General features: G+C 69.0%; 22 protein-coding genes. 14 read left to right on the top strand and 8 right to left on the bottom strand.

What is annotated here, in order from left to right; translation table 11 throughout:
* Positions 1-4 precede the first annotated feature (4 nt).
* The 4 genes from ABZ382_RS03405 to ABZ382_RS03390 all read left to right on the top strand — a co-directional run bounded on the left by ABZ382_RS03405 (position 5) and on the right by ABZ382_RS03390 (position 4,586).
* Positions 5-1,027 carry an alpha/beta fold hydrolase gene (locus tag ABZ382_RS03405; protein WP_357083271.1) on the top strand — a complete coding sequence of 341 codons (1,023 nt, stop codon included), beginning with the start codon at positions 5-7 and terminating at the stop codon, positions 1,025-1,027.
* 64 nt (positions 1,028-1,091) lie between these two features.
* On the top strand, positions 1,092-1,664 hold the full coding sequence (def, locus tag ABZ382_RS03400) for a peptide deformylase (protein ID WP_357083267.1): 573 nt from the start codon (positions 1,092-1,094) through the stop codon (positions 1,662-1,664).
* Position 1,665: 1 nt separating this feature from the next.
* The gene (gene fmt / locus ABZ382_RS03395; protein ID WP_357083264.1) at positions 1,666-2,589 is read left to right on the top strand and encodes a methionyl-tRNA formyltransferase; all 924 of its coding nucleotides are present in this window, start codon (positions 1,666-1,668) and stop codon (positions 2,587-2,589) included.
* A gap of 671 nt (positions 2,590-3,260) precedes the next feature.
* Positions 3,261-4,586, top strand: coding sequence for a transcription antitermination factor NusB (locus ABZ382_RS03390; protein ID WP_357084018.1), 1,326 nt, complete (start codon positions 3,261-3,263; stop codon positions 4,584-4,586).
* A 111-nt stretch (positions 4,587-4,697) separates the two neighbouring features.
* Here the strand turns inward: ABZ382_RS03390 and ABZ382_RS03385 are convergent, their stop codons facing one another.
* Together ABZ382_RS03385 and ABZ382_RS03380 are read right to left on the bottom strand one after the other, a co-directional pair.
* Positions 4,698-5,615: a SigB/SigF/SigG family RNA polymerase sigma factor gene (locus ABZ382_RS03385; protein WP_357083261.1), complete on the bottom strand. Its 918-nt coding sequence runs from the start codon at positions 5,613-5,615 to the stop codon at positions 4,698-4,700.
* Entirely contained in the window at positions 5,615-6,037 is a 423-nt protein-coding gene (locus tag ABZ382_RS03380; protein ID WP_357083259.1) for an anti-sigma factor, read from the bottom strand. Before ABZ382_RS03380 ends, ABZ382_RS03385 begins: the two co-directional genes overlap by 1 nt.
* 126 nt (positions 6,038-6,163) lie before the next feature.
* Here ABZ382_RS03380 and rpe point away from each other — a divergent pair, with 126 nt between their 5' ends.
* Positions 6,164-6,829 carry a ribulose-phosphate 3-epimerase gene (gene rpe, locus ABZ382_RS03375; protein ID WP_357084016.1) on the top strand — a complete coding sequence of 222 codons (666 nt, stop codon included), beginning with the start codon at positions 6,164-6,166 and terminating at the stop codon, positions 6,827-6,829.
* 26 nt (positions 6,830-6,855) lie between these two features.
* Here rpe and ABZ382_RS03370 read toward each other — a convergent pair whose 3' ends face one another.
* Positions 6,856-7,167, bottom strand: coding sequence for a hypothetical protein (locus ABZ382_RS03370; RefSeq protein ID WP_357083256.1), 312 nt, complete (start codon positions 7,165-7,167; stop codon positions 6,856-6,858).
* A gap of 661 nt (positions 7,168-7,828) precedes the next feature.
* Here ABZ382_RS03370 and ABZ382_RS03365 point away from each other — a divergent pair.
* The 4 genes from ABZ382_RS03365 to ABZ382_RS03350 all read left to right on the top strand — a co-directional run bounded on the left by ABZ382_RS03365 (position 7,829) and on the right by ABZ382_RS03350 (position 10,901).
* The gene (locus ABZ382_RS03365; protein ID WP_357083253.1) at positions 7,829-8,455 is read left to right on the top strand and encodes a riboflavin synthase; all 627 of its coding nucleotides are present in this window, start codon (positions 7,829-7,831) and stop codon (positions 8,453-8,455) included.
* Between the two features lie 85 nt (positions 8,456-8,540).
* A complete protein-coding gene (locus tag ABZ382_RS03360) occupies positions 8,541-9,785 on the top strand; it encodes a bifunctional 3,4-dihydroxy-2-butanone-4-phosphate synthase/GTP cyclohydrolase II (RefSeq protein ID WP_357083250.1) in 1,245 nt (414 codons plus the stop codon).
* Positions 9,786-9,807: 22 nt separating this feature from the next.
* Positions 9,808-10,281, top strand: a complete 474-nt coding sequence (gene ribH, locus ABZ382_RS03355) for a 6,7-dimethyl-8-ribityllumazine synthase (RefSeq protein ID WP_357083247.1) — start codon at positions 9,808-9,810, stop codon at positions 10,279-10,281.
* A 2-nt stretch (positions 10,282-10,283) separates the two neighbouring features.
* Entirely contained in the window at positions 10,284-10,901 is a 618-nt protein-coding gene (locus ABZ382_RS03350) for a PH domain-containing protein (RefSeq protein ID WP_357083244.1), read from the top strand.
* A 69-nt stretch (positions 10,902-10,970) separates the two neighbouring features.
* Here the strand turns inward: ABZ382_RS03350 and ABZ382_RS03345 are convergent, their stop codons facing one another.
* Positions 10,971-12,449 carry an MFS transporter gene (locus ABZ382_RS03345; RefSeq protein ID WP_357083241.1) on the bottom strand — a complete coding sequence of 493 codons (1,479 nt, stop codon included), beginning with the start codon at positions 12,447-12,449 and terminating at the stop codon, positions 10,971-10,973.
* A 113-nt stretch (positions 12,450-12,562) separates the two neighbouring features.
* On the opposite strand from ABZ382_RS03345, the gene ABZ382_RS03340 reads away from it, so the two are divergent.
* On the top strand, positions 12,563-13,006 hold the full coding sequence (locus ABZ382_RS03340; RefSeq protein ID WP_357083238.1) for a MarR family transcriptional regulator: 444 nt from the start codon (positions 12,563-12,565) through the stop codon (positions 13,004-13,006).
* Between the two features lie 38 nt (positions 13,007-13,044).
* On the opposite strand, the gene ABZ382_RS03335 is transcribed toward ABZ382_RS03340, so the two are convergent.
* The gene (locus tag ABZ382_RS03335; RefSeq protein ID WP_357084013.1) at positions 13,045-14,943 is read right to left on the bottom strand and encodes a gamma-glutamyltransferase family protein; all 1,899 of its coding nucleotides are present in this window, start codon (positions 14,941-14,943) and stop codon (positions 13,045-13,047) included.
* A 286-nt stretch (positions 14,944-15,229) separates the two neighbouring features.
* Between ABZ382_RS03335 and ABZ382_RS03330 the strand changes: the two genes are divergently transcribed.
* Positions 15,230-16,699, top strand: a complete 1,470-nt coding sequence (locus ABZ382_RS03330; protein ID WP_357083235.1) for an amino acid permease — start codon at positions 15,230-15,232, stop codon at positions 16,697-16,699.
* 296 nt (positions 16,700-16,995) lie between these two features.
* Complete coding sequence (locus ABZ382_RS03325) at positions 16,996-17,406, top strand: hypothetical protein (RefSeq protein WP_357083232.1); 411 nt, start codon at positions 16,996-16,998, stop codon at positions 17,404-17,406.
* A gap of 46 nt (positions 17,407-17,452) precedes the next feature.
* On the opposite strand, the gene ABZ382_RS03320 is transcribed toward ABZ382_RS03325, so the two are convergent.
* Positions 17,453-19,117, bottom strand: a complete 1,665-nt coding sequence (locus ABZ382_RS03320; protein WP_357083229.1) for an FAD-binding dehydrogenase — start codon at positions 19,115-19,117, stop codon at positions 17,453-17,455.
* Between the two features lie 122 nt (positions 19,118-19,239).
* On the opposite strand from ABZ382_RS03320, the gene ABZ382_RS03315 reads away from it, so the two are divergent.
* A complete protein-coding gene (locus tag ABZ382_RS03315; RefSeq protein WP_357083226.1) occupies positions 19,240-20,475 on the top strand; it encodes a crosslink repair DNA glycosylase YcaQ family protein in 1,236 nt (411 codons plus the stop codon).
* Positions 20,476-20,505: 30 nt separating this feature from the next.
* Here ABZ382_RS03315 and ABZ382_RS03310 read toward each other — a convergent pair whose 3' ends face one another.
* The gene (locus ABZ382_RS03310) at positions 20,506-20,853 is read right to left on the bottom strand and encodes a hypothetical protein (protein ID WP_357083223.1); all 348 of its coding nucleotides are present in this window, start codon (positions 20,851-20,853) and stop codon (positions 20,506-20,508) included.
* A 118-nt stretch (positions 20,854-20,971) separates the two neighbouring features.
* Positions 20,972-21,184 (bottom strand): hypothetical protein, encoded by a 213-nt coding sequence (locus ABZ382_RS03305; RefSeq protein ID WP_357083220.1) that lies wholly within the window; start codon positions 21,182-21,184, stop codon positions 20,972-20,974.
* A 94-nt stretch (positions 21,185-21,278) separates the two neighbouring features.
* On the opposite strand from ABZ382_RS03305, the gene uvrC reads away from it, so the two are divergent.
* Complete coding sequence (uvrC, locus tag ABZ382_RS03300; RefSeq protein ID WP_357083217.1) at positions 21,279-23,276, top strand: excinuclease ABC subunit UvrC; 1,998 nt, start codon at positions 21,279-21,281, stop codon at positions 23,274-23,276.
* Positions 23,277-23,371: the final 95 nt, after the last annotated feature.

Genomic DNA, 23,371 nt, shown 5'->3' with positions numbered 1-23,371 from the left:
TGACATGGGACAAAAGAGGAACCGGACGCGCGGATTCTTGCGCCGCGCCGCGCCGGTGGGGGTAGTGGCGCTGGCGGCCGCCGTGATCGGTACGGCCGCCACCCCGTCGGGGACCTACGCGCACGCCGAACCGGCCGCCGCACCGGTCCTGCGGGTGCCTGCTCAGCAGGGGCCGCCGCAGACCGGGCATCTGGCGGCGGCCAAGTATCTGAAAGAGCATCCGGACGCTGCGCCCCAGGGCGCCAACGACTTCGGCTGCAAACCGACCGCCGAACACCCGCGGCCGGTGATCCTGGCCCACGGCACCGATTCCTCGGCCTACTCCGACTGGTCGGGCCTGAGTCCGCTGCTCGCCAAGGCCGGGATCTGCGTCTTCGCCCTGAATTACGGCGGCAAGCCCGGCAAGGACACCTTCGGCACCGAGGACGTGTGGGCCAGCTCCGCGCAGATCGGCGTCTTCGTCGACCAGGTGCTCGCCGCCACGGGGGCCACGCAGGTGGATCTGGTCGGTTTCTCCCAGGGCGCGAGCGTGACTCGCTACTGGATCAACAAACTCGGCGGCGCGCCCAAGGTCGGGCAGTGGATCGGTATGGCCTCGCCCAGTTACGGCGGGATCATGTACGGGTTGGTGCCGATCGCCGACGCGGTGCCGGGGATCTACAAACTCGTCGAGTTCGGTTCCTCGCTCGCCGCGGTCCAGCAGGCCGCGGGATCGCCGTTCATCACCGACCTCAACGCGGGTGGCGACACGGTGCCGGGTGTGAAATACACGACCATCGGCAGCCGGGTGGATGAGATGATCCAACCCAACACCAATATCGCCCTGCGCGGTCCGGGCGCGACCAATATCGTGCTGCAGGATCTGTGCGAGGCCGACCTGACCGGGCATTTCCACCTGGTCTACGACCCGTTCGCGCAACAGCTGGCGGTCAATCTGCTCGATCCCGGACACGCCGTGACACCGGCCTGCGTGCCGGTGCCGTTCGGCACCGGGATCAGCGATGTCGTGTTGGCGGCGCATTCCTGATCAGGGTGGTCACGGGCGTCCGTAAAATGAGACGACCGTATTCGTTCGCTATCGGGAGCTGCCCGTGACCATCCAGCCTGTCCGCCTGTTCGGCGATCCGATCCTGCGCGCCCGCGCGGCGGAGGTCGAGACGTTCGACCGGGAGGTGCGCCAGCTGGTCACCGACCTCATCGACACCATGTACGAGAGCGGGGGCGTCGGCATGGCCGCCCCGCAGATCGGGGTCGGGCTGCGGGTCTTCGTCTACGACACCGGCGACGCCCAGGGCCATCTGATCAACCCCGTCTTCGAGGTCGAGGGCGAGGAGACCCAGACCGGGCCCGAGGGCTGCCTGTCGATCCCGGGCGTCCGTTTCGACGTGACCCGGCCGATGACCGTGCTGGCGCGCGGTGTCGACCTGGAGGGCAAGCCGGTGGAGTTCCGGGCCGAAGGGCTGCTGGCGCGCTGCGTGCAGCACGAGACCGACCACCTCGACGGCGTGCTGTTCCTGCAGCGGCTGGAGTCGGCCTTCCGCAAGGAGGCCATGCGCACGATTCGCGAATCGTCTTGGTTCACACAGGGAATCACGGTGCTGCCCGCGTCCGAGATCGGCGGCGGTCGCCGCGCCTCGGCCGGTAGCCGGGAACGGAGCCGCTGATATGCGTCTGGTCTTCGCGGGAACCCCCGAACCGGCGGTGCCGTCGCTGCGGCGACTCATCGAATCCGAGCGGCACGAAGTGGTTGGGGTGGTGACCCGGCCGGACGCGGTGGCCGGGCGCGGCCGCAAGATCACCCGCTCGCCCATCGGGCAGCTGGCCGACGAACACGGGATTCCGGTGTTCACGCCGCGCAAGCCGTCCGAGCCCGAATTCATCGCCCAGCTCACCGAACTCGCGCCGGACTGCTGCCCGGTGGTGGCCTACGGCGCGCTGCTGCCCGAAACGGTGCTCGCGATTCCCCGGTTCGGCTGGATCAACCTGCACTTCTCGCTGTTGCCCGCCTGGCGCGGCGCGGCGCCGGTGCAGTCGGCGCTGCTGGCCGGTGACGAATACACCGGGGCGTCCACCTTCCTCATCGAGAAGGGTCTCGACACTGGGCCCGTCTTCGGCACCATGACCGAGAAGGTCGCGCCCGTCGACACCGCGGGCACCCTGCTCGAGCGTCTCGCCGACAGTGGCTCGGTACTGCTGGAATCCACTCTCGACGCCGTGGAAGACGGCACCGTGCAAGCGGTTCCGCAGCCGCTGGACGGCATCTCCTACGCCCCCAAGGTGGAACCGGAAGCGGGCCGTATCCGCTGGGACCAGCCGGCCCTCGCCATCTCCCGCCGTATCCGCGCGGTCACCCCCGCGCCCGGCGCCTTCACCGAGATCGACGGCAAACGCCTCAAACTCGGCCCGGTCGAGCTCGTGGAGGAAACCCTCCCGCCCCGCACCATCGACGTGCGCAAGTCGGGCGTCTTCATCGGCACCGCCACCACCGCGGTGCGCCTCACCCAGGTTCAGCCCCAGGGCAAGCGCATGATGCCCGCCCTGGACTGGGCCCGTGGCGCTCGTCTGGAACCGGGCACGGTGACCGAATGACCAACCCCGACAACAACCCTCCCCGCCGCCCCTTCCGCCGCTCCTCGGCCGGGGCGGCCGACGACTCGAACCCGACCCGCGGCTCCGACAGCGGCGACCGTCGCGCGGGCTACGGCCGTGGCGATCGCCCCGCCGGAGACCGTGATTCGGGCTCGAACCGCTCCTCCGGCGGCCTGCGCGGCCGCGAAGGCTACGGCCGGCGCGAGGGCGGCGGCCGTGGCGACACCGGAGATCGCGGTCGCACCGACGACCGCCGCGGCGGATATGGCGGCGGAGAACGCGATTCGGGATCGAATCGTCCGGGCGGAGGCCCGCGCGGACGCTCCTTCGGCGACGCCGGTCGCGACAGCTCCGGCGACCGCACCGGCGGCGAGCGGTCCGGTGGCGGACGTCGGAACGAGGACCAGCGCGGTGGATTCGCCGGCGACCGCGATTCGCGGTCCGGTGGGCGCTCATTCGGGGATGACCGGCGTGGTGCGTCCGGCGGCGGCCGGGGCGGCGACTCGTTCGGTGGCAAGCGTGGTGCAGGTGGCGGTGGACGGGGTAAGTCCTCCGACAGCGCGCGGGCTTCGCACGGCGACCGGGGTGGTAAGCGGGTAGACGCCGGTGCGCGGGGCGGCGAGCCCGGTGCCGCGGCGGCTCGGCGGGCGGAGAAGGCGGGGGCCGATCCGGTGCGGATCGTGGCGCGGGATGTGCTGCGGGCGGTGCGGGAGCGGGATGCCTACGCGAATCTGGTGCTGCCGGGATTGTTGCGGGAGCGGAAGATCAGCGGGCGGGACGCGGCGCTGGCGACCGAGTTGACTTATGGCGCCTCGCGGTCGGTGGGGTTGCTGGACGCGGTGATCGCCGACTGTGCGGGGCGGGCCGTCGAGGAGATCGATGGACCGCTGCTGGACGCGCTGCGGTTGGGCACGTATCAGTTGTTGCGGACCCGGATCGGGGCGCATGCGGCCGTCGACACGACGGTGGCATTGGTGCGGGCCGAGTACGGGCAGGGCCGGGCCGGGTTCGTGAACGCGGTGCTGCGGCGGGTGGCCGAGCGCACTCCGGAGGAATGGGTGGAGCGGCTCGCGCCGTCGGATCCGCTGGGGCACTTGGCGTTCGAGTTCGCGCATCCGGTGTGGATCGCGCAGGCGTTCGCGGACGCGCTCGGCGTGCGGGCGGGCGAGCTGCGCGACGTGCTCGAAGCGGACGACGCGCGGCCGCTGGTGCACCTGGTGGCGCGGCCCGGCGATATGACCGCCGAGGAGCTGGCGCTGATCACCGGCGGCGAGGAAGGCCGCTGGTCGCCGTACGCGGTGTACCTCGACGGCGGTGATCCGGCGAAGCTGGAACCGGTTCGCGAGGGCATGGCCGCGGTGCAGGACGAGGGCAGTCAGCTGGTGGCCCTGGCCGTCACCCGGGCGCCGCTCGAGGGTGAGGACGGCGGTCGCTGGCTGGACCTGTGCGCGGGTCCGGGCGGCAAGACCGCACTGCTGGCCTCGATCGCCGAGATCGACGGCTTCCGCGTCGATGCCGTCGAACCGGCCGAGCACCGTGCCGACCTGGTTCGCAAGGCAACTCGCGGCATGCCGGTCGACGTCCACGTCGCCGACGGCCGTGACTCGGGCCTGACCCCGGGCTTCGACCGCATCCTCGTGGACGCGCCCTGTACCGGTCTGGGCGCGCTGCGCCGCCGCCCGGAGGCCCGCTGGCGCCGCCAGCCCTCCGACGTCCGCGACCTGGTCACCTTGCAGCGTGAACTGCTCACCGCCGCATGGGATCTCGTCCGCCCGGGTGGCGTGGTGGTCTACTCGACCTGTTCTCCGCACCTGCCGGAGACGGTTTCGGTGGTGTCCGACATGGTCCGCCGCACTGGCGCCGAACAGCTCGACACCCGCGAGCTGCTCCCCGGCGTCCCGGAACTCGGCGACGGCCCTGGCGCCCAGCTGTGGCCGCACCGCCACGGCACCGACGCCATGTTCCTCGCGGCCCTGCGCAAACCGTTGGACGCGTAGCGACTCGAACGCCGAAAGCCCCTGCGGCGTGAACTACTCACCGCCACAGGGGCTTTCGCGTGTTTCGTGTGCAGGCTGGTCCGTCGAGATCCGACGCCCCGGTCGGCGGGGTCACTCGCGGGCGGACTGCTCCCGCAGGCGGGCCAGCGTCTTGGACAGGATGCGGGAGACGTGCATCTGCGAGATCCCCATCTGCTGGGCGATCTGCGTCTGGGTCATGGATTCGAAGAATCGCATGGTCAGGATGCGGCGTTCACGTTCCGGCAGACCGGCCAGCAGCGGGCGGATGGCGACGTACTCCTCGACGCGGTCGAATTGGGATTCCTCCTCGCCGAGGGTGTCGAGCAGTGAGGCCTCGGTGTCGCGGCCGACGGAGACGGCGTCGATGCTGCTGGGCTGGTAGGCGTTTCCGGCGATGACCGCCTGGGTGACCTCGTCGGCGTCGATGTCGAGCGCGGCGGCGATCTCCTTGGCGGTGGGGGAGCGCCCCAGCTGCTGGGAGAGCGCGTCGATGGCGGAGCCGATGCGCAGGTGGGTTTCCTTGACGCGCCGCGGCACCCGCATGGCCCAGGTGTTGTCGCGGAAGTAGCGCCGCACCTCGCCCATGATGGTGGGCACCGCGAAGGACAGGAAGTTCGAGCCGCGGGAGATGTCGAACCGGTCCACCGCGTGCACCAGCCCGACCCGCGCGACCTGGGTGAGGTCGTCGAAAGGCTCACCGCGGCCGCTGAATTTGCGGGCGATGTGGTCGGCCAGCGGGATGCACCGGTTGATCAGCTGTGAGCGCAGGGCGGCGCGTCGCGCGGATCCTGGTGCGGCGGCCGCGAGTTCCTCGAAGAGCAGCGCGACGTCGTCGTAGCCGGAGACGCTGCGCGCGACCTCCTCCGCCTCCTCGGCGTCGACGGTCTCCTCGGCGGCGTCCTCGGCCGGTTCTTCGGGTTCGGGGCTTTCGGGGGCTTCGGTGTCGGCGGTCGGATCCTCGGGCCGGGCCGCGTCGTCGGGGGATGAGAACACGTCTTCTCCGGTCACTACGCCTTCCCCCGGACCCGCCGGAACTCCACCGCCGTCGGGTATCCGGAGATGGCCGGATCGAAGGGTTCCTGGGTGGCGGTGACCTCGTCGGACAGGGTCCGCAGGACGTGCCAGCCGAAGCTGCGCTGGTCGGGTAGCCCTTCGGTGGCGGCGGTGCCGCGGACCCGCACGATCAGGTCGGACTCGCCGACGGTGAACAGACACTGCAGCGTGGAACCCGGGGCGGCGATGGCGATCAGGGTGGAGGCGGCCTCGTCGACGGCGAGTCGGATGTCGGCCACCTCGTCGAGGGTGAAATCGCTGAGCAGCACCAGGGTTTCGGCGAGTCCGCGCACGATGGGCAACTGGGATACGGAGGCGGCGACACCGATTTCGACCGGTGTGCCGCGCAACCCTTGTTCCGCCGAAATGTTGATCACCCTGTAGAGGCTACCCATTCCGGTGCGCGGCAATCAGCCATTCCCGTGACGCGGGACGCACTCGGTGGTGCCGATAGACTGCCGCGTGTGTGCACCTCTTCCTCCCCGTTCCAGCGTCCGGCCCCGATGATCGCCCCGTCCATCCTGTCCGCCGATTTCGCGAACCTCGCGGCCGAGCTGCGGGCGATCGAGGGCGCGGACTGGGTGCACGTCGATGTGATGGACAACCATTTCGTGCCCAACCTGACGATGGGCCCGCCGATTGTCGAGAGCCTGCTGAAGGTCACCGACATTCCGATGGACTGCCATCTGATGATCGAGGACCCGGAGCGCTGGGCCCCGTGGTACGCGGAGGCGGGCGCCTACAACGTCACCTTCCACGCCGAGGCGACCGACAACCCGATCGCGGTCGCCCGTGACATTCGCGCGGCCGGCGCCAAGGCCGGGCTCTCGGTGAAGCCGAACACCCCGATCGAGCCCTACCTCGAGATCCTGCGCGATTTCGACACCCTGCTGGTGATGAGCGTCGAACCCGGTTTCGGCGGACAGTCTTTCATCCCGCACGTGCTGGACAAGGCCCGTCAGGTGCGCCGCCTGGTGGACGCCGGTGAGCTGCGCCTGGTGGTGGAGATCGACGGCGGCATCAATATGGACACCATCGAGCAGGCCGCCGAGGCCGGAATCGACTGCTTCGTGGCGGGTTCCGCGGTGTACGGCACCCCGGACCCGGCCGCGACGGTGGAAGCCTTGCGGCAGCGGGTGATCGCGATCGAGGCGGCGTCGGCCCAGTAGCTCGCGGACGCCGCCGGGATCGGCGCTCAGTGCTCGAGCAGCGCTTCGATCACCGATTCCAGCGGCGGCACCGTGTCGGTGGTCTCCGGCGACCGGATCCAGGTGCGGTAGCCGGTGCGCTCGTCCTCGGCGGAGGGGAGCACGACCTGGGCGCCCGGGCAGGCGATGGTGGCGTAGAGCCGGAACAGGGCCGCGGTCACCGCGGTGCTGAGCGTCTCGGGCCGGGCGGGACCGGTGATGAAGGTCCAGCGCCGAGCCCGGGGGTGGTGCACCACCGGCCCGGTCAGATCGGCCTGGGTGAGTCGCTGGCGGACGCGTTCGCCGAGGTCGGCGGGCATGGTGACGGCCCCGTAACGACCGCCTATCTCCAGCAGGATGTGCCGTGATGTCGGATCGATCGATGCCGGCAGGTGAAATTCGCGTCGGTACTGCACGCAGCGAACTTCGAGTGTCGAATCGAGAAGCGTTGTCACGCCGCACCCCTGACTGTGCCGATTGTGTTGTGTGCCACCTGGATCCGACCCGCGCGGGGTCCAACCTTCCTTCGGTTCGTGTGCTGGCGTAGATCGTCACCCGGCCCGGCCGGCCGTGGACGCGTTGACCGTTCTGCTCTGAACTGCTCGCGGAGAGTTGAACTGTTGGAATCAGCTGCATAACAATCTTGCGACCATTTTTGCTGCCGCGCAAGATTCAGGTGTAAGCGAGTCGCGGATTGGGTACCTGCCAGCGTTGGGCCTGGTCAGGCCATGGATAAATCCACTCGATTCCGATCCTGCAATAGGGGATTCCGAGCAATTCGGGCAATTTACTGATCGCAAGTTGGCTTATGCCCGATTTCGTCCATCCACCGGTATCCAACGCTCCAGTGAACGAGGCCGCATGTCGCCTACGACCGCGCGTCGTTAGGCTGAGGGGGACGGCCGTCCGCGCGGGAATACCGCGTGCGGGGCGCGCTGTTGGCTCGAGCGAGTACGTAGTCGCGATCAGGGAGAGGTACGCATGTTCACAGGCATCGTCGAGGAGCTGGGCGAGATCGTCGCCACCGAGCGGCTGGACGATTCGGCGCGGCTGACCATCCGCGGCCCCCTGGTGACCTCCGATGCGGGACACGGTGATTCGATCGCCGTCAACGGCGTCTGCCTCACCGTGGTGGACCGCGAGGTCGTCGGCGACACGTTCACCGTCGATGTGATGGCCGAGACCCTGGACCGTTCCAGCATCGGCGCCCTGGCCGCGGGTTCCCGCGTGAACCTGGAGCGCGCCGCGGCGGTGAACAGCCGGCTGGGCGGCCACATCGTGCAGGGTCACGTGGACGGCACCGGCACCATCGTCTCGCGCACCCCGCACGAGAACTGGGAGGTCGTGCGAATCTCGTTGCCCGACAGCATTGCCCGTTACGTCGTGGAGAAGGGCTCGATCACCGTCGACGGCATCTCGCTGACCGTCTCCGGCATCGGCCTCGCCGAGGACGCCTTCGCCGACGGCAGCAAGGACTGGTTCGAGGTCTCGCTCATCCCCACCACCCGCGAGCTCACCACCCTGGGCACCGCCCCGGTCGGCACCGTCGTGAATCTCGAAGTCGACATCATCGCCAAGTACGTCGAGCGGCTCGTACAGCGCGGCTGACCGGACCCGCGACGCCGGAGGCGGCGCAATTCGGGCACTGCCTTACTGTAATGAGGCACCTAATTCGAGATGGAGCACAACAGACGTGACCAGGTTCGACACCGTAGAGCGCGCAGTCGCCGACATCGCCGCCGGTAAGGCGGTTGTCGTCGTCGACGACGAGGGCCGGGAGAACGAGGGCGACCTCATCTTCGCGGCGGAGAAGGCGACACCCGAGCTGGTGGCCTTCATGATCCGCTACACCTCCGGTTACATCTGTGTGCCGCTCACCGGCGCGGACTGCGATCGCCTGGGCCTGCCGCCGATGTACGCGGTCAACCAGGACCGGCACGGCACCGCTTACACCGTCGCCGTCGATGCCCGCGAAGGCATCAGCACCGGTATCTCGGCCGCTGACCGCGCCACCACCATGCGCGTGCTGGCCGACCCCGCCGCCAAGTCCGACGATCTGACCCGTCCGGGGCACGTGGTTCCGTTGCGCGCCAAGGACGGTGGCGTGCTGCGCCGCCCCGGCCACACCGAGGCCGCCGTGGATCTGGCCCGCATGGCCGGGCTCAGCCCGGCCGGGGTCATCTGCGAGATCGTCAGCCAGAAGAACGAAGGCGATATGGCTCGCACCGACGAGCTGCGCGTCTTCGCCGACGAACACGATCTGGCGCTGATCTCGATCGCCGACATGATCGCCTGGCGGCGCCGCAACGAGAAGCACGTCAAGCAGGTGGCCGAGGCCAAGCTGCCCACCGAGTTCGGTGATTTCCGGGCCATCGGTTACGAGAGCGAGTACGACGACGCCGAGCACGTCGCCCTGGTGATGGGCGAAATCGGCGACGGCGCCGACGTGCTGGTGCGCGTGCACTCCGAATGCCTCACCGGCGACGCCTTCGGCTCGCTGCGCTGCGACTGCGGCCCGCAGCTCGACGCCGCCATGGAGCTGATCGCTCAGCAGGGCCGCGGCGTGCTGCTCTACATGCGCGGCCACGAGGGCCGCGGCATCGGCCTGCTGCACAAGTTGCAGGCCTACCAGCTGCAGGACGGCGGCGCGGACACGGTCGACGCCAACCTGGATCTGGGCCTGCCCGCCGACGCCCGCGACTACGGCATCGGCGCGCAGATCCTGGTCGACCTGGGCATCACCTCGATGCGGCTGCTCACCAACAACCCGGACAAGCGCGCCGGGATCGAGGGCTACGGTCTGAGCATCAGTGAGCGCGTGGCCATGCCGGTGCGCGCCAACAAGCACAATCTGCGGTACCTGCGCACCAAGCGGGATCGGATGGGCCACGATCTGGTCGGCCTGGAAGACCTGGACCTGGGCGAGACCGCGAACTGACAACCGAGAGGGCGGAACAACGATGAGCGGTACCGGCGTACCGGCTTTCGAGCTCGCCGATGCCAAGGACCTCAAGCTGGGGATCGTGGCCTCGCGCTGGCACACCACCATCTGCGACGCGCTGGTCGCGAACGCGGAGAAGACCGCCCGCGAGGCGGGCGTCGCCGACATCACCGTGGTCCGGGTCGCCGGCGCCATGGAGCTGCCCGTGGTGGCGCAGGCGCTGGCCCGCAGCCATGACGCGGTGGTCGCGCTCGGCGTCGTGATCCGCGGCGGCACACCGCATTTCGAGTACGTGTGCGATTCGGTGACCGCGGGCCTGACCCGGGTGTCGCTGGACGAGGGCACTCCGGTCGCCAATGGCGTGCTCACGGTGAACACCGAGGAGCAGGCGCTCGACCGTGCGGGCCTGCCGGGTTCGGCGGAGAACAAGGGCGAGCAGGCGGCCGCGGCCGCGCTGGACGCCGCGCTCACCCTGCGCGAACTCACCGCCTAGTCATGCCCGTCGTCCGGATCTGGAAGCGCGGCGGCTCCGAGGAGGAACCGCCGCGCCACCCCGCGACGACGGAAGGGCCTGCCGAGCACCCGACGCAGGCCGGTAGCGAGCAGCAGAAGCCGGAGTCCGAAGCACCCATGGCAGAGACGAAGCCCGACACCGCCGCGAACACCGACGGCGAGTGGGACCTCGAGGTCCGCCCGCACCGCGCCATCATCACCGTGCGGATCGTGGCCGCGGTGCTGGCCGCCGTCTTCATCTTCGGCGGCATCGTGCTGCGCCAGGGCTCCACCGGCGTCAACTTCCGGGTGTCCGATCAGCTGGGCTTGGCGGCGTTCGGCCTGGTGCTGGCCGCGGGCGTGCTGACCCTGACCCGGCCCCGGGTGCGGGTCGGCAAGCGTGGTGTCATGGTGCGCAATATCGTCGGCGACAGCGAGTTCGGGTGGCAGGACATCCGCGGGATCTCCTTCCCGGACAAGAAGTCCTGGGCGCGCCTGGAATTGGTGCACGACGAGTACGTGCCCATGATGGCCATCCGCTCCAACGACAAGATGCGCGCGGCCGAGGCCATGGACCGGTTCCGCGAACTCGGCGCGAAGTACACCGGCGAGAACAAGTAAGCCATCCGTCGCCGCGCCGTCGTGGCCGCGGCGGACGGATGGCTGTGCCTCGCCCGATCCGGTTCGGAATCAGTTCTCCGCGAAGGCCTTCTCGGTCTCCGGCCGTTGCGTGGGAACGGACTGCACCGCGCGCCGCACCGGGATCAGCACCGCGATCAGCGCGGCGACCAGGCATACGACGCTGCCGATCAGGAACACCGTGCGGAAGCCGTGCTCGGTCGGGATGCTGTGGCTGCCCATCTGCACACTCATCTGCGCCAGCACCGCGCCGACCACCGCGGCCGAGACCGAGGTGCCGATCGAGCGCATCAGCGTGTTGAAGCTGTTTGCGGCCGCGGTCTCCGACTGCGGCACCGCGCCCATGATGAGCGCGGGCATCGCGCCGTAGGCGAAGGCGACACCGGTGCTGCAGATGATGTTGACGACCACCAGGCCCCCGATGGAACCCATCAGCGGCAGGGCCACACCGTAACCGGCGGCCATGATCAGCGTGCCGGTGACCAGCGTGGTCTTCGGGCCGCGCGCCGCGGACAGCTTCGCGCCGATCGGCGAGATGAGCATCATCATGATGCCGCCGGTGGCCATCCACACGCCCATCATGACCATGGACTGGCCCAGGCCGTAGCCGAGCGACTCGGGCAGCTGCATGAGCTGGGGAAGGCTCAGCTGTAGCGCGTACAGGCCGACGCCGACCGCGATGCTGGCCAGGTTGGTGATCAGGACCTGCGGGCGGGCGGTGATCCGCAGATCGACCAGCGGTTCGGGCGAGCGCAGTTCCCACCAGCCCCACACCAGCAGCAGCACCAGGGCCGCGGCGAACAGTCCGAGGGTCGAGCCGCTGGTCCAGCCCCAGGCCGCGCCCTTCGACACCGGCAGCAGCAGGCACACCAGGGCCGCGCCGAGCAGGAGCGCGCCGGGAACGTCGAAGCGGCCCGACGGTCCTTCGGAGGCGCCTTCGGGGACGACCAGGACGATGAGCGCGGTGGCGATCGCCACGAGACCCGCTGCGGCCCAGAACATCACACGCCAGTTGCTGTACTCGGTGACCGCGGACGCGATCGGCAGGCCGAGCGCGCCGCCGATACCCAGCGACGAGCTGATCAGCGCGATGGCCGAACCGAGGCGCTCGGGCGGCATCACGTCGCGCAGCAGGGCGATGGCCAGCGGGATCGTGCCCACGCCCAGGCCCTGCAGCCCGCGTCCGATGATCATCGGGATCAGCGAGGTCGACACCGCGCACACGATCGAGCCCACCATGATCGGAATGGTCGAGGCGATGAGCATGCGGCGCTTGCCGTACATGTCGCCGAGCCGGCCCGCGACCGGCGTGGCCACGGCCGCGACCAGCAGGGTGATGGTGACGACCCACGACGCGTTCGACGCGGACGCGTGCAGGATTCGGGGCAGGTCACCCAGCAGCGGGACCACCAGGGTCTGCATCAGCGAGGCGACGACGCCGGTGTAGGCCAGCACCGCGAGGGTGCTGCCGGCGCGGGTTGGCTCCGGCGGGGCGCCGGCAGCCCGAGCAGCGGACTCGGGTCTGGTCATGGGGGTTCTCCTCATCGTCGATCTATGTGCACTATACACATCGAGTGCATGATGCATAATCGATGTCCGGCGCCCGTCACACGTAGGGTGTGGAGACCGCGGAAAGGACGGAATTGACCAAGCCCACCGAATTGCTCGAGTTCGAGACCATGCTGTTCGGCCGCTACAGCCTGATTCCGCGCAAAGGCGACAACGGCCTCGACCGCAGCGCCTATCTGCTACTCAGCCTGCTGCGCGGAGAGGGCCCGATGTCGATCGGTCAGCTCAGTGACACGCTGGGGCTGGACGCCTCCACCCTCAATCGGCAGACCGCCGCGCTCCTGCGCGCGGACCTGGCCGAACGCATCCCCGACCCCGACGGCGGCATCGCCCGCAAGTTCCGTGTCACCGCCGAAGGGGCCGCCCGGCTCGATGCCGAACGGGCACAGAGCCTTCGGCATCTCGACGAGATCCTGGCCGCCTGGTCCGACGAGGACGTGTCGGCGCTCGCGTCGTTGCTGGCCCGATTCAACGCCGATATCGAGAGCTACCGCGGTCGGCACTGGCCCCGTTCGTGAGGCTCGACCCGCCCGCGGTCGGGCGCGCCTGACGCCGCCTAGCGCGGGCCGCCGAGCACCGCGCCCTCGCGGCGGGGATCCGCACCGCCGATCCAGCCGTCGCCGTCGCGGACCAGCGCCGAGAGTCCGCTCGATTGCGGCGCCACCGACACCTGATCGCCGGACGCGCGCAGCTTCTGGACCAGGACGTCGTGATCGCCGTTGTCGGTGGCGTTCACCGCCGGATGCTCGCCGCCCACATTCGTGGTGGGCGTATTGGCCGCACCGAAGTCGATCATCGACACCGCCTGCTGCGGATTCAGCCCCCAATCCAGCATGGCGACCAGGGTTTTCACCACGAACTGGATGATCACCGCCCCGCCCGGCGACCCGGTGACATGGCTGAGCGCGCCGCGGCTGCCGTCGGGGGCGCGGTCGAACACCAGGGTCGGCGCCATGGAGCTGCGCGGTCGTTTGCCCGCGTCGATGCGGTTGGCGACCGGCGCGCCGTCCTTGTCCCGGGGTTCGGCGGAGAAGTCGGTGAGCTGGTTGTTGAGAATGAATCCGTCTACGAAATGGAAGGACCCGAACGCGGATTCGACCGTGGTGGTCATCGACGCCGCGTTGCCGTACTTGTCGACGATCGAGATGTGGCTGGTGCCGTGCTCGGGCTGTTGCGGCCCGTTGCCGACCGGGACCGGCCCGAAGTCGCCCGGCTGGGCGGTGCCCAGGCTCTTGCTCGGGTTGATGAGCGCGGCCCGCTGCTTCAGGTAGTTCGGGTCCAGCAGGGTCTGCGGTGAATTGCCCGGCAGCGGAACGAAATCCGAGTCGGCGATGTACTTGTCGCGGTCGGCGTAGGCCAGTCGCTCGGCCTCGGCGATCAGGTGCACGGCCTCGGCGGTGGGCTTGCCGCCGTCGCGTGCGGCGGTGCTGTCGCCGGACACGTCGGTCGGTTTCATCGCGGCCAGATCGAAATTCGACAGGATGCCCAGCGCCGACTCGACGGTGATGCCGCCCGAGGAGGGATTCGGCATGCCGCAGATCTCGTGGGTGCGATACGGCGAGCACACCGCGGTGCGCTTCTTGGCCTGGTACGACGACAGATCCGCGAGCGCCAGCAGGCCGGGGGTGCGGCCGCCGGAGGTGGTGGCGGTGGTGTCGACGATGTCGGCGGCGATGGCCCCGGTGTAGAAGGCGTTCGCGCCGTCGGCGGCGATGGCCGAGAGGGTCTTGGCGAAGGCCGGATTCACCAGTGTGGTGCCCGCCTGCTTCGGATTGCCGTCGGGGAGCAGGAAATACGCGCGGGCGCCGTCGTCGCGGGCCAGGTCCGCCGCGGACGCCGCGATCTGGGTGGCCATGCGCGGGGAGATCTTGAAGCCGTCGTCGGCGAGGTTCACCGCGGGGGTGAACAGATCGCGCCAGGGTTGCTTGCCGTGCTCGGTGTGCGCGAGTTCCAGCATGCGCAGCACGCCCGGCACGCCGATGGAGCGGCCGCTGGCGCGCGCGTTGGGTTGCGGCACAGTGTGATCGGTGGGGCTGATGTAGCGCAGGTAGTCCTCGGTGGCGGCCCGGGGCGCGGTCTCGCGGCCGTCGTAGGCGTCGACACTCTTGGTCGCGGCGTCGAAGTACATGAGGAACGCGCCGCCGCCGATGCCGGTGGCCTGCGGCTCCACCAGGTTCAGCACGGTCTGCGCCACGATCAGCGCGTCCGCGGCGGTGCCGCCGTCGCGCAGCACCCGGCAGGCGGCCTCGGTGGCGACGGGATTGGCGGTGGAGACCGCGAATCCGCCGGTGCGCACCGGCGTCATGCCGGTGCGGTAGCCGGTGGCGACCTCCGGATGCAGCGCCAGATTCGTTGCGCTCGGCCCGGCCGGAACGCCGGAGGTGACCGGAGTTCCGTTGGGGGACACCGTGCACGACGCGCTCTCGTTCGCCGATGACGAACAGGCGGTGAGCATTCCGATCGACAGCAGCAGGGCGGCAGCGCCGCTCCCGGTTCGTCGCAAGCGCCTCATGACCGGACTCTAGCCCCGTGAGCGCGCGGGGGCGGCGGTTTGACCGGTCTGCTCACCTCTGGATGATCAGCACTTCCAGGGCAATCGCCGATGAATTGGCTCGAATCGCTGCTCGAAGCATTGGAACCGACGGCGCTGACGCTGCCCGGAGCGCCGACATGGCGGTCAGCAAACGACAGGGTACTCTCGGACGGCCTCGTTTCACGATAGCGGAGGGTTAACCCGGCGTATGACCGAGATCCGGACAACTGCCACCAGCCTCAATGCCGAGGACAGCGGCTACCACAAAGCCCTGAAACCCCGGCAATTGCAGATGATCGCCATCGGTGGCGCCATCGGCACCGGCCTGTTCCTGGGCGCCGGCGGTCGCCTCGCCAATGCCGGGCCATCGCTGTTCCTGGTGTACCTGATCTGTGGCGCCTTCGTCTTCTTCATCCTGCGCGCGCTCGGCGAACTGGTGCTGCACCGCCCGTCCTCGGGTTCCTTCGTCTCCTATGCGCGCGAATTCTTCGGTGAGAAGGCCGCATTCGTGGCCGGGTGGATGTACTTCCTGAACTGGTCCATGACCGGCATCGTCGATACCACCGCGGTCGCCACCTATCTGCACTACTGGGGTCCCTTCCAGCCGGTCGCGCAATGGCTGTTGGCGCTGGGCGCGCTCGTCATCGTGCTCGGCATCAATCTGGCGTCGGTGAAGTGGTTCGGCGAGATGGAATTCTGGGCCGCCATGATCAAGGTGCTCGCCCTGGTCACCTTCCTGGTGGTCGGCACCGTCTTCTTCGCCGGACGGTTCGAGGTGGACGGCCAGGCCACCGGCTTCGGCATGATCTCCGCCGCGGGCGGCTGGTTCCCGACCGGCGTGCTGCCGCTGGTCACCGTCACCTCGGGCGTGGTGTTCGCCTATGCCGCGGTGGAAATGGTCGGCATCGCGGCGGGCGAGACCGAGAACCCGGCGAAGATCATGCCGCGCGCCATCAATTCGGTCATCCTGCGAATCGCGCTGTTCTATTGCGGCTCGGTGATTCTGTTGGCGCTGCTGCTGCCCTACACCGCCTACAAGGCGGGGGAGAGCCCGTTCGTCACCTTCTTCGCCAAACTCGGTGTCGCGCACATGGGCTCGATCATGAATTTCGTGGTGCTCACCGCGGCATTGTCGAGTTTGAACGCGGGCCTGTATTCGACCGGCCGAATTCTGCGTTCGATGGCGATGAACGGCAGCGCGCCGAAATTCACCGCGCGCATGTCGAGTGCGGGTGTTCCCTACGGCGGAATTCTGCTCACCAGCGCCATCGCGTTGTTCGGTATCTGGCTGAATTACATCGTGCCGTCGCAGGCGTTCGAAATCGTGCTGAATGTTGCCTCGCTGGGCATTCTGGCGTCCTGGGCGACCATCGTGCTGTGCCAGTTGAAGCTGTTCTACCTGGCGAAGCAGGGCCTGGCCGAGCGGCCCGCGTTCCGGATGTTCGGCGCCCCCTACACCGGGATCGCGACGCTGGTGTTCCTGGGATTGGTCCTGATCCTGATGGCTTTCGACCGGCCGGTCGGTACGTGGACGGTGGCCAGCCTGGTGATCATCGTGCCCGCGCTCGCCATCGGGTGGCGGATCGCCAGCCCGCGGGTGCTGGCCATCGCCAGGATGCGCGAGGGCTACACCGGGGAATTCCCTGTCCTTCCGCCGATCCCGATGGACGACAAGTAGTATCGGACCTGGTGTTATCGACGGCCGCACGCGAAATTGCGTGCGGCCGTTATGTGTTCGAGATCACTGTTTGTATATGCCGGCTATCCGCTGTGGCCATGGTCATAACTTCGTCGACAAGATTGTCCGCACTCTGAACATTTGGTTAGCGTCAGGTTCGGCGGGTTCGCAGGGGGCGCGCCACCAGGGGTTACTCGACGAGGAGTGCTGTGAGTTCGTACTCGGCTGTTGCCGACGAGGTGGAAATGACACCGGTAGGCACGGAAAACGGCGTTCCAGCCACATTTTTCGAGCGGGTGATCGACGGCGTGCGGGGGCTGCGCCGCGAGAGCGCGGACGCCGTTGTGCCCGCCAAGGTTCGTGAGACCCAGATCGCCGCGCTCGGCGCGACCGGCCTGGCCGTGCTGCACAGCCTGTTGTCCATTCCGGCCGGCTTCGACAGCGTGGCGGGCAGCATCGGCCACTTCTTCGCCGCCTGGGTCACCGGCGGTGTGGCCCTGTTGTTCGGCCTGCGGTCGCGCTGGATCTGGGTGACCGCGCTGGGCGTGTCCAGCCTGCAGGTCTTCCTGGGGGTGTTCACCCTGATGTCGGCCGAAATGCCCACGGGCGTCGGACCGTTCACCGTGCTCGGCGGCATCATGGTCTCGGGCATCGTGCTGGCGCTGCTGCTGCGCCGCGACTGCTACCGCTGGTTCGCCGTCGACTGACGATGGTTGCCGCCCACCGGAATCCGGTGGGCGGCAACCGAAGTCGTCACTTCAGGGTGCGGCCCAGGGCCCGTCCCGCGGCCCGGCCGGAGAAGATGCAGCCGCCCAGGAAGGTGCCTTCCAGCGCGTTGTAGCCGTGCACCCCGCCGCCGCCGAAACCGGCGACCTCGCCCGCGGCGTACAGCCCCGGGAACGGGGTGCCGTCGGGGCGGATGACCTGCGAGTCCAGATTGGTCTGCAGCCCGCCCAGGGTCTTGCGGGTCAGGATATTGAGCCGCACGCCGATCAGCGGGCCGTGCGCCGGATCGAGGATCTTGTGCGGCGTGGCCACCCGGCCGAGCTTGTCGCCCAGGTAGCGCCGAGCGTTGTTGACGGCCATGAGCTGGGCGTCCTTGCTGAACTTGTGCTCGACGTCGCGGTCGCGCGCCACGATCTGGCGTTCGATGTCGGCCGCGTCCAGTTGCGGGCCGCGCGAGATCTTGTTCATCCCCGCGATCAGTTCGGGCAGCGTATCCGCGACCACGAAGTCCACGCCGTGCTGCTTGAACGCCTCCACCGGTCCCGGCGCGCCCTTGGCCACCCGGCTCTTGAGCGTGAGCTTGAGGTCCTTGCCGGTGATATCGGGATTCTGCTCCGAGCCCGAGAGCGCGAACTCCTTCTCGATGATCGACTGGGTCAGGATGAACCACGAGTAGTCGTAGCCGGTGGCCAGGATCTGCTTCATGGTGGCATTGGTGTCGAAACCCGGGAAAGCCGGTGCGGTCATGCGCTTTCCGTTGGCGTCGAACCACAGCGACGACGGCCCGGGAATGATGCGGATGGCGTGATCGGGCCATACCGGATCCCAGTTGTGGATGCCCTCGGTGTAGTGCCACATGCGATCCCGGTTCACGATGCGACCGCCCGCGGCCTCGGTGATGCCGAGCATGCGGCCGTCGACGTACGCCGGGACGCCCGCGATCATGTGCTCCGGGCAGGGCCCGAGGCGCTCGGTGGGCCAATTGCGCCGCACCAGTTCGTGATTGTGGCCGATACCGCCGGAGGAGACGATCACCGCGGCGGCGCGCAGGTCGAACTCGTCGGTGACGGTGCGTGAGGACGCGACGCCGCGGTCCTCGGTGGCGGCCTCCAGCACGCTGCCGCGCACCCCGGTGACGGTGTCATCCTCCACGATCAGTTCGTCCACGCGATGCCGGAACGCGAATCCGACCTGCCCGCGCTGCTCGGCCTCGAGCACGGGTTCGAGGAATACGCGCACGACTTCGGGTCCGGTGCCCCAGGTGAGGTGGAAGCGCGGCACCGAATTGCCGTGCCCGTCGGCGGTTTCGCCGCCGCGCTCGGCCCAGCCGACCAGCGGCGTCACCCGCAGTCCGAGATCGTGCAGGTACTGGCGCTTCTCGGTGGCCGCGAACTCCACGTAGGCGCGCGCCCACTGCCGCGCCCAGTGGTCCTCGTCCTCGCGGTCGAAGCCGGCCGAGCCCAGCCAGTCCTGCATGGCCAGCTCGAGGCTGTCCTTGACGCCGAGCCGCCGTTGTTCGGGGCTGTCCACGAAGAACAGTCCGCCCAGCGACCAGAACGCCTGCCCGCCCAGGTTGGCGCGGTTCTCCTGATCCAGAATCAGGACTCGCTTACCCGCCTTGACCAGCTCGTGCGTGGCGACGAGACCGGCCAGACCGGCCCCGACCACGATGACATCCGGGTTCTCGATCATGCCCATTTCCTTGGTGTCGAAGTTCGATACACGAATGTATCCAACGAGGTCGCTGCTGTACAGGTGCTCGATACAGTTGTGTATCGGGCTGGGTTGTCGGTGGGTCGTGGCATGGTTCGAGTGTGCCGACATCGCCGACCGGATCCCTGTCACTTGCGGCGGCGCGCCGCATCGCACTCGCGGCCCAGGGGTTCGGGTCCGCCCGGCCCAGCGCGCCGCCCACCCGACGCACGGTCATGAAGGTCCTCGACAGCACCCGGCTGCTCCAGCTGGACTCGGTGTCGGCGGTGGTGCGGGCGCACTACGCGCCGGTGTTCAGCCGCATCGGGGCCTACGATCGGACCCTGCTCGACGATGCCGCGTGGGGGCACAGCGCGCGCAAGCCGCGGCAGCTGATCGAATACTGGGCGCACGAGGCGGCGCTGATCCCGGTGCGGGACTGGCCGCTGATGCGCTGGCGCATGGTGCAGTACCGGCACGGTCGCTGGAACGGCATGCGGCAAGTGCTGGAACGCAATCCGGGCCTGGCCGACGATGTGCTCGGCGTGGTCAAGGAGTACGGCCCCAGCACGGCGGGGGAGATCGAACGGCACCTGGAGCTGGATCGGCCACGGGCCAAGGACAATTGGGGCTGGAACTACAGCGACACCAAGGTGGTGTGCGAGGCGCTGTTCGCGGCCGGGGAGCTGACCGTGCCCCGCCGGGTCGGCTTCCAACGGCACTACGACCTCGCGGCGAGCGTCCTGCCCGCCGAGGTGGTTTCCCGCGAACCAGACGAGGCGGACGCGATCCGCGAGCTGGTGCGCCGCGCGGCCCGGGCGCACGGCGTGGGCACCGAGACCGATCTGCGCGACTACTACCGGCTCACCCGCCGCCAGACCGAACCCGCCATCGCCGATCTCCTCGATGCCGGGGAATTGGAGCAGGTCACCATGCGGGGCTGGGACAAGCCCGCCTACCTGCACGCCGAGGCCCGCACGCCCCGCCGCGTCGTCGGCGCGGCCCTGCTGTGCCCTTTCGATCCGCTGATCTTCTTCCGCGATCGCACCGAGCGGCTGTTCGACTTCCACTACCGCATCGAGATCTACACCCCGGAACACAAACGGGTGCACGGCTATTACGTCTTCCCGTTCCTGCTCGACGGCGAACTGGTCGCGCGGGTGGACCTGCGCGCCGAGCGCGCGAGCGGGCGGCTGCTGGTGCCGGCCGCCTTCGCCGAGCCGGGACGCGATCATACCCGGATCGCGGGGGCGCTGGCTTCCGCGCTGCGGGAGATGGCGGACTGGCTGGAACTGGACACCGTGGAGGTGGGCGAAAAGGGCGATCTCGCACCGCGTTTGCGGCGCGAGATCGCGTAGCGCTCCGGGAACGCCCGGATCGCCGATGGTTCAGAAGGGGCCGTCGGTCCAGGCGTTGAGCACGATGCCGTTCTTGCCCTCACCCTTGCACTCGATGGTCATGGGGATGAGTGGCCGGGGCGAGTCGCCCACGATGTAGGTGGGGGACTGGTAGCCGTTGCCGACCTGTCGGGCGCCCAGGCACTGCACCACGGCGGCGTACCAGGTGTCCGCGGGGCAGGTGAAGGTGGCGGTGTCGAGCGTCCGGTCGATGCGGCAGGGCGAATCGGCGTGGGCGGCCGGAGCCGATACCGCGATCAGGCCCGCCGCGCCGATGCCGAGTGCGGAACCGATCGCGAGCGACCGGCGGCGCGGGTGGAGATGGTGATGGTTCGTCATCGAACAAACTCCCTCGTATACGGACAGATCAAGCGAAACAGTTCATCCATACTGACTCGCGAGACCCGCCGCACCGCCGAAACTCGCGGAGATCGCTGTTCCGGCGTGGCGCGCTCGGTCAGGCGGCCTGCACGCCGACCGGGGAGTTCAGCACCGCCCCACCGCAGAACAGGGAGGGTGACCGGTATCCGGCGAGCACCCCGGACACCAGGATCGACGCGTCGTCCGACTCGGCCGTGGCGGGCACCGACACCGCTACCAGGGCGGCCGCGGCCAGGCAGACCGCGCCCACGATGGCGAGCGAGCGGCGGCGAGTGCGCAGACGGATCATGTGGGCTTCCCTCTCCTGATGATTGATCTTGTCCATACTTCGTCGCCGAGAGCGCCGCGGATGGGGTGTCGGAGGCACTGACTAACCTGGACCCGTGGCAGATCCCGCGACCTACCGGCCCGCCCCGGGCACCATCCCCGTCCAACCGGGTGTCTACAAGTTCCGGGACACGTTCGGCCAGGTCATCTATGTCGGCAAGGCGAAAAGCCTGCGCCAGCGGCTGAACTCGTACTTCGCCGATGTGGCCGGGCTGCATCCGCGCACCCGCCAGATGGTGACCACCGCCGCCGGTGTCGAGTGGACCGTGGTGTCCACCGAGGTGGAAGCGCTGCAGCTGGAATACAACTGGATCAAGGAATTCGATCCGCGCTTCAATGTCCGCTACCGCGACGACAAGTCGTACCCGGTGCTGGCGGTCAGCCTGAACGAGGAGTACCCCCGCGTCTTCGTCTACCGCGGCGCGCGCAAGAAGGGCGTCCGCTACTTCGGTCCGTACGCCCACGCCTGGGCCATCCGCGAGACCCTGGATCTGCTGCTGCGGGTGTTCCCGGTGCGCACCTGCTCGGCCGGAGTCTTCAAGCGGCACAGTCAGATCGGGCGGCCCTGCCTGCTCGGCTACATCGACAAGTGCTCCGCGCCGTGCATCGGCCGGGTGAGCGCGGCCGAGCACCGCGACATCGTGGACGACTTCTGCGACTTCCTCTCCGGCAAGACCGACCGCCTGGTCAAGCAGCTGGAACGCCGCATGCACGAGGCCGCCGACGAGCTCGACTTCGAGAACGCCGCCCGGCTGCGCGACGACGTGCAGGCGCTCAAGCGCGCGCTCGAGAAGCAGGCCGTGGTGCTGGGCACCGGCACCGACGCCGATGTCATCGATTTCGCCGTCGACGAGCTCGAGGCCGCGGTCCAGATCTTCCACGTCCGCGACGGGCGGGTGCGCGGTCAGCGCGGCTGGGTGGTCGACAAGTCCGGCGACGCCATCGACGCCGCGGCGGCCGGGGGCGAGCTGCCCGCGCTGGTCGAGCAGTTCCTGACCCAGTTCTACGGCGAGCAGACCTCGGTCGCCGCGCAGAGCGGTGACGAGCAACCGGGCGCGGTGGTTCCGCGCGAAGTGCTGGTCCCGGCCCTGCCCAACGATCACGAGCAGGTGCAGCAGTGGCTGTCGGGGCTGCGCGGGTCGGCGGTGCAGCTGCGGGTGCCCCAGCGCGGGGACAAGAAGGCCCTGGCCGAGACGGTGCAGCGCAATGCGCAGGAAGCCCTCGCCCAGCACAAGCTCAAACGCGCCGGTGACCTGACCGCGCGGTCGGCCGCGCTGCAGGAAATCCAGGACGCCCTGGACCTGGACAGCGCGCCGCTGCGCATCGAGTGCGTGGACATCTCCCATGTGCAGGGCACCGATGTGGTGGCCTCGCTGGTGGTGTTCGAGGACGGGCTGGCCCGCAAGTCCGAGTACCGGCACTACACGATCAAGGAGGCCGCCGGGGAGGGCCGCTCCGACGACGTCGGCAGCATCGCCGAGGTGACCCGCCGCCGCTTCGGCAAGCTGCGGCGCGAACTCGACGCCGCCGAGGCCGCCGAGCTCGAATCCGATTCCGAGGCAACCGAACCCGGGCTGCCCGGCATCGACCCGAAGACCGGCAAGCCGCGCCGCTTCTCCTATCCGCCCAACCTGTACGTGGTGGACGGCGGTGCGCCGCAGGTGAACGCGGCCGCGGAGGTGCTCGACGAGCTGGGCATCACCGATGTCGCGGTGATCGGCCTGGCCAAGCGCCTGGAAGAGGTGTGGGTGCCCAACGAGCCGGACCCGGTGATCATGCCGCGCACCAGTGAGGCGCTGTACCTGCTGCAGCGGGTGCGCGACGAGGCGCACCGCTTCGCCATCACCTTCCACCGCTCCAAGCGGTCGCGGCGGATGACGGCGTCGGCGCTGGATTCGGTGCCGGGGCTGGGGTCGACTCGCAAGACCGCGCTGGTGACGCATTTCGGATCGGTCGCCAAGCTCAAGGAGGCTACGGTGGAGCAGATCACCGAGGTCCCGGGCATCGGCGTGGCGACGGCCAGGGCGGTCCTGGAGGCGTTGCGCCAGCAGTAGAGCGTCGGCGTTTCGCGGCGCGTCGGACGGGGACCCACCGGGTAGAGTGCGACACGCCGAACGGGAAATTTGCGACACGCCGTGTGTGCTGGTCG

This window comes from Nocardia sp. NPDC005825 (assembly GCF_040630175.1).
Taxonomy (GTDB): Bacteria; Actinomycetota; Actinomycetes; order Mycobacteriales; family Mycobacteriaceae; genus Nocardia.
This window is presented reverse-complemented; position numbering and strand designations above follow the sequence as displayed.